The organism is Candidatus Magnetobacterium casense (assembly GCF_019173545.1).
Classification (GTDB): domain Bacteria; phylum Nitrospirota; class Thermodesulfovibrionia; order Thermodesulfovibrionales; family Magnetobacteriaceae; genus Magnetobacterium; species Magnetobacterium cryptolimnobacter.
In genome coordinates this window covers 1-6,002 of the sequence record NZ_JABXWD010000217.1, presented here as the reverse complement: position 1 = coordinate 6,002, position 6,002 = coordinate 1, and the positions used below count along the sequence as shown (strand labels likewise).

Sequence of the window (6,002 nt, the reverse complement as noted above, 5' to 3'; positions counted from 1 at the left end):
CCATACTTGAGGGTTACAAGATAGACATGCAGGCGGCGGAGTTGGCTGCTAACGTTCAGCGGCTCGTGCTTGAACAGGGCAAGCTCGTTATTGATTCCCACATTGCCACGGCACAGTTGAAAGAGCTTGAGTTTCGTGCATGGGAGGCACAGGTCAGAGGTCAGCACGTCCAGGCGTAGATATATGAGACGCTCGTTAATGCTTACCGTGTTGAGTTTGAAGGGGCACGGATTCAATCAGCGATAGACAAGGACAACCTGGATGCACAGATAGCGCAGGCCAAGCTCAACCTGGATGGTTACCTTGCAGGGCTTGACATGGAAAAGGCCAAGCTGCACGGTGATGTTTCGATAGAGGCATTGAAGGTGGACAAGTACAAGGCCGAAATAGCCAGTTGGGGTGAAGAGGCCAGGGCCATAGCAGAGGCCTTTCGTGTATGGATTGAGACGGAACGCACCAACACGGAGGCAAAGAAGGCCGAAAGTATGCAGAGCGTTGAGATAGCAAGGCTCAAGTTACAGGAGATGATGAACAACAATCAACTCAAGTTGGCTGCTGCAAAGACGGGTACGGATGCGTTTGTCACGCTGCTTGGGCATGTGCTGTCGTCGATCAACACGTTAGAGGCTTCGATTGAGACGATTAGCAAGTAAAGGAGGAAGTTGTTACATGAAGAAGGCTTTCATGACAAGTGCCACGACTCCGGCTATCAGTATGCCCATCATCCACGTGAGCAAAAGCAGCTCGCTCTTGATGGTTGCAATTTCATCCTTGAGTCTGGACTCTACCTTGAGTACCTCATCCTTAGAGCTTGGAAGTCATCTTTTGTCGCCAAGTCTCTCCTCGTGTCAAGGCCGGCTTCGTTGATGACCTTGATAAAGGCGTCCGTGCCTTCGTCGCCAAGCTTGTCTCTCAGTGCCTTTGGTATCGTTATTACACTCATGACTTTAGTATACAACCACGCATGTAAAAATGCAAACACATAACCCGGAAAAAAAAGGAGGAGCAGGCGTATAAACAGGGTCCGTGCAAAAGTTGTATCCTGTTGTTGAACGCTTGCAAGCCAGGGCTAAGGCAGGTGAGCGATTGTCTGTAGATGATGTGAAAAAGATTAATGAGTTTTACATGAATAAACTTACCGATGCAGAACAGGCGGCCTTAGATCGGTTACATCTGATAAGTCCTGCAACGCTAGGAGGTGCAGCCGGCGCCTTGCAACCTGCGGATGACTTGCAGGAGCGGTTGACTAACATCGGTTCCGGAGCGGCTTTGTTTGTCGGTGTGCATGCCGCTAATCCATCGGGGTGGAGGTTTCTGCGACGCGTTGAGAAGACCGTTGACGATGCCGGTGTTATTAGTGATTTTCATCGAAAATATTATGAGAATATGCAAAAATATGGTAATTCCAAAGATGCTTTGAAAGAGACGTTTGACGATCTTAATCTTGCTCTTCACATCAATCAAAAGGAAGCAGAGACAGGCGGAGTTGGTCTTACCTCTGAGGATTTTAAGGACATATCTGATCGTACAACGGTTCCTGTTGAACTTGTGTCACCGTATTATGATTCGTTGAAGTCAAGTCGTGCTCGTTCTGATGCAGATAGCAAGATGTCAGATGAGGAGTGGTTGAGAGGCTATTTTCGTCAGCAGGGACGTTCTGAAGATAAGATAGATGATCTTGTCGTTGGTGTTTCCGGTAAAGTTGATGAAGGAGTTGTATCGCCTTCAGACCCTAGCGAACCTGACAAGAATGTTTTATCAAAATATTTTCGTGATCTTGGATATTCAGATGACGAAATACGTTTTATGCTTGGTGGTGATGTTCAGTTGGAGCCGAAGGTTTTATCGCCACAGCGTCAGGCATTTGTTGATGATGTTCGATCCGGTAAATTAACCGGCTTTGATATAGTTAATCACGGAATTGATATAACAAAAGATGAAGGCTTAAATGCTCTTTACGGTTAGCTGTTGTTGCGTGACGATTTGGTAGACATCTTAAAGGGTGTTAGCGTAGAGGCCGCTGATGACATTTCCGGTTATGCCGTGTATCGCTACAATCGCGGTCGGGATGTAATTTGGTATCAACACTTCTGAGATTACGGATCGTATATCCCTTGATGCGATAATATTTATTGATTCTACTGTCATACCATCTTATTACTCCTGACCAATGTCTTTTTACCTCAGAAACAGCAGATATTAAATGGAACATGTCAAGCCTTACCATAGGCGGGATTGCTAATCTTACCCACTCACTTTGAGAAAGAGCCGGAAAAGACTTTAACTAAAACTCCAAATGATAAATGCTTCTTTATCTTCATGTTTACCAACCTGTTTTGAGTTTGCAAGAAAAATGACAGATTAAACAGCATGGATACTCCGTCATACTTTGAAACCTGCTTTTCTTACTGTATAAATTTACCATAATACTGCATAAAAAACATCCGGTAAAAATAGAGAATTTTTACGAAAAATATTTTTTAGGTCTGTAGCAAAATGCTTATAATAAGCCATTCGGCAAGTTCACTGAGAATTGCTGTAGATTTCAACAACTATCGGGGCAACTCTTTTTTTATCTAAGTTTTAGTTCTTCGGAGACAGGTGTTAGTTTTTTTACGGGGTAGTTCATTTGTTTTATATGGTCGTTGAGGGTCTTGATGCGATGAAGCGGGTATGGATGTGAGGCCAGCAGGTAGGCGTAGGGGCCTGTGCTGTCTTGTTTGGACAATCTCTCAAAGAAGTCGCTTGCCCCGGCGACGTGACCATAGTGCTTGTACAACAGTTCAAGGGCAAAGAGGTCTGCCCGGGTTTCCTGTCCCCGGGAGTAGCGTGTTTCCATGGCCGACAGGGAGTTGACGATAAAGCTCGAGATGGTAGAGTTGTCCCCAAAGATGGTGGCCGTAAGCACCATGATTGCCAGGGAGCGTCCCATGGCACGGAGGTGGTCTCTGTGGGCATAGTGGCCAAGCTCGTGTGCCAGCACAAAGGTCAGTTCGTTCTGCGACCTGAGTTCCTTCAGCAGCGTCGTGGATACCAGGATGAGTCGTCCGTTGAGGGCCATGGCATTGGGCTTGGCGTCATCGATTATATGCACCCTGTAGGGGGTCTTTTTATCGGGGAATGCTTCTCGTGCAAGGTTATCAACGTGTCCCTGCAGATACCCCCTGGCCTTGCCATGCTCCGTCTTATCGTCAAAGACAACCGGAGACAGCACCGACATCCTGTCCTCAAAGCCCTCGGGCATCCATGCAACCAACAGGTCAACCGTCAGGCCAAGGGCTATGTATATGACCACGACGCCGGCTACCGTTATCCCCAGCAAGACAAACAGCTCCCGTCTCAGTGTGGGACTGGAGACGTTTACATTGCCTTCTATGTTTTTGTGGGTGTAGTTCAACTATCCATTGGTTTTACATAGCATAAGGCACCGGTGCGATGAAAGGCCTCCTGGTGAAGCACCGCCGTCTGATAGTCAACGTCCTTTTTCAGGATTATCTTACGGCCACTAAACATCTTATTACACACTTGCGGGGATACCTTACACGCCTGTGCAACCTTATCCTTTACCTGAGTTATGTCCTGGTCCGGGGCTATTTCACCATAAAAGAGCAGCATGAATCGCGTCTCTTCCACATGCTCTGTCTCCAGTGTCTGTGTATCTTCGTAGTTGTCATCATCAGAGGAAGTGGGTTCGGATTGATGCTCTTGCACGTGGGACACCTTGGGCGAACCGGGTTTGAATGTTATGGCCGTTCCGTATGCCAGGGCCTCTACCGAAGCGGGCCATGCGGGATTTTCCTTGTTTATGGCGCTGACCTCAACCCTCAGATTGAGGATAATGTTAGCCCCACGTGAGGCCTCCTTCATGCGCAGAACGGCCTCTCGCTTGGCGCGGTCAAGCAGGCTCTCAAAAGATGCCACCCTGCCGCCAAAAATCTTGCGGAACATATACAGAAACGTCTTGAAGTAGTCGGTTGATATCACGGTATGTCCCGTTACCAGTTGGACGTTGTCAATCTCCCTGCCGTCATCGGCAAGTGTCTTGATGCTGACCACGGGCAGAGATATCAGGTCGGCCTCCCTGGCCAGGATGGAACGATAGTGTCTGGATTCAATCATTTTGCCGATAAAATACCCCACGGCAATAAGGACGATAAATATGGCTATGTTTACTAAGTCGGCATACTGTTGCATTTTTCCCCGATGCTCCCTTTACTGATGGCCGGTTTTTTGGTGGCCCATCCGCAAGCCCTATTCTACTACAACGGCAGTGCCATAGACGTAGAGTTCGGATGCCCCCTGTGCAACAGACGACGTCGCATAGCGGACATTGACAACGGCATTTGCCCCCAACTGTTTGGCCTGTGCGATCATGCGGTTTGTAGCCTCGGTTCTGGCCTCATTGAGCAGTTCCGTATAGCCGGTTAATTCTCCGCCGGTTATGTTTTTGAGGCTTACCATTATGTCCTTGCCGATATGTTTTGCCCGCACCGTGCTCCCCGTGACAATGCCAAAGTGTTCAACTATTTTTTTGCCTGGTACGTTTTCAATATTTGTCAGAGTCATAGCAGTTCTCCCTTTACCGTTTATTTCTCTCAAAAGCTCTCATAACAGGAGTGTAGCATTTTTTTATATCGTTTGTAAAGACCTGTGTCGGGGCATGGGTGCAGTCTTTACGCTCAGGGTGTGTATCGAAAAACATATAACGATTTCAATACGTGAAGAAGAATTCTCTGGATTTTATTTTTTATATAATTTACACTATAGATCTATATGCATGGTGGATATACAGAAGCGATAAAAGAGCAGCGTAAAAGGCTCTCGGATTACTCGGCCAGGATCAAGCCGATATACCTTGAGTTGCATGACTACAAGTTTTTTCACGGCCCCTCGGAGGTGGATAACCTGGATGGCAGATTTATCGGTCGCAAGAAGCTAACGGAGCGGCTCACAAGCCTCCTCACCAACGATGAGACAAAGTCCGGCGCCTACCTGGTCACCGGCTTCAAGGGCATGGGAAAGACCAGCCTGGTCAGCAAGGTCATCGCCGATGTGACAACAGCCGGAAGCGGCGGCAGTGTACTGGCAAGGTATATTAGGATCATGTTGCTGCTGCTCTTTTTACCGCTGCTGGATGAAAAGTGGTGGATTTGGAATGCGGCATTAATTGTCATTTCTCTTGTTTATCTCTTCAGGCAAGATTGGAAGAAGTATCTTTCAAGTTTTTCAAACTTCTTGCTGTTCTTTGAAAATATTCTCACAATTTCTAAGATAGAAACATCAAGGTTTAAATTGAGAACGGCTGTTCACGACTTTTTGATAGTATTGATCATCCGGTTAGCTTCGATTTTTACAATGGAGACTCTTAAAGGATGTTACAGCAAAGTTTTTTCACCTTCTCTTCCATCAGGGAATATTTTTGATTATACATTCGAACTACATATGTATTTATTATTGATTTCTTGTGTAATGATGTTCAATTTCTTATTGCCAAAAATTAAAAATTTGAAAAATAAATTCATACTAATAAATAAAATATACATACTAATAGAATTGATAGCATTTTTTATCCCTATCATATGTATGTTAATAGTGTATATATATGTTGCGCATTATTCATCACATTCTACTATATTTATACTTATCTCACTCGTAATTATTACAATTACAATATTTTTTTTAAAAAATGAACTCCATAAACTATTCAATTACAGTCACCGTATCTACGTAAAGATTAATCTTGGGCATGATAATTTAAAGGAGATTGACATCCTGAGATTGATAGCTAAAAATGTCATAACCCAATTTAATGAGTTTTCAAGGTTTAAACTACGCTTCCCCTTGCCGGATATGCCGAGCTTATTGTTTAAGATTATTATTCTTTACACCGTCTTAATTTGACAATGTCAGATTACATAAAAATTGCGATGTTAGTGGATTAACATATTCATGTTCGGTTAAACTATTGTATCTATATAAAAAAAGGAGAATAGATATGATAA

At 44.9% G+C, this 6,002-nt stretch carries 8 protein-coding genes; 3 read left to right on the top strand and 5 right to left on the bottom strand.

What is annotated here, in order from left to right; all coding sequences use genetic code 11:
- Window positions 1-317: 317 nt before the first annotated feature.
- The gene (locus HWQ67_RS11640) at window positions 318-653 is read left to right on the top strand and encodes a hypothetical protein (RefSeq protein WP_218252860.1); all 336 of its coding nucleotides are present in this window, start codon (window positions 318-320) and stop codon (window positions 651-653) included.
- Between the two features lie 131 nt (window positions 654-784).
- Here HWQ67_RS11640 and HWQ67_RS11635 read toward each other — a convergent pair whose 3' ends face one another.
- The gene (locus tag HWQ67_RS11635) at window positions 785-943 is read right to left on the bottom strand and encodes an LA_3696 family protein (protein ID WP_218252859.1); all 159 of its coding nucleotides are present in this window, start codon (window positions 941-943) and stop codon (window positions 785-787) included.
- 83 nt (window positions 944-1,026) lie between these two features.
- On the opposite strand from HWQ67_RS11635, the gene HWQ67_RS11630 reads away from it, so the two are divergent.
- Window positions 1,027-1,965: a hypothetical protein gene (locus HWQ67_RS11630; RefSeq protein ID WP_218252858.1), complete on the top strand. Its 939-nt coding sequence runs from the start codon at window positions 1,027-1,029 to the stop codon at window positions 1,963-1,965.
- Between the two features lie 30 nt (window positions 1,966-1,995).
- Here HWQ67_RS11630 and HWQ67_RS11625 read toward each other — a convergent pair whose 3' ends face one another.
- The 4 genes from HWQ67_RS11625 to HWQ67_RS11610 form a co-directional block, all read right to left on the bottom strand.
- A complete protein-coding gene (locus HWQ67_RS11625; RefSeq protein ID WP_218252857.1) occupies window positions 1,996-2,148 on the bottom strand; it encodes a hypothetical protein in 153 nt (50 codons plus the stop codon).
- 424 nt (window positions 2,149-2,572) lie between these two features.
- Window positions 2,573-3,397, bottom strand: coding sequence for a M48 family metallopeptidase (locus HWQ67_RS11620; protein WP_218252856.1), 825 nt, complete (start codon window positions 3,395-3,397; stop codon window positions 2,573-2,575).
- Window positions 3,394-4,194 (bottom strand): YbjQ family protein, encoded by an 801-nt coding sequence (locus HWQ67_RS11615; protein WP_218252855.1) that lies wholly within the window; start codon window positions 4,192-4,194, stop codon window positions 3,394-3,396. Before HWQ67_RS11615 ends, HWQ67_RS11620 begins: the two co-directional genes overlap by 4 nt.
- A gap of 57 nt (window positions 4,195-4,251) precedes the next feature.
- Complete coding sequence (locus HWQ67_RS11610) at window positions 4,252-4,566, bottom strand: YbjQ family protein (protein ID WP_218252854.1); 315 nt, start codon at window positions 4,564-4,566, stop codon at window positions 4,252-4,254.
- A gap of 207 nt (window positions 4,567-4,773) precedes the next feature.
- Here HWQ67_RS11610 and HWQ67_RS11605 point away from each other — a divergent pair, with 207 nt between their 5' ends.
- Entirely contained in the window at window positions 4,774-5,901 is a 1,128-nt protein-coding gene (locus HWQ67_RS11605; protein ID WP_218252853.1) for an ATP-binding protein, read from the top strand.
- Window positions 5,902-6,002 lie beyond the last annotated feature (101 nt).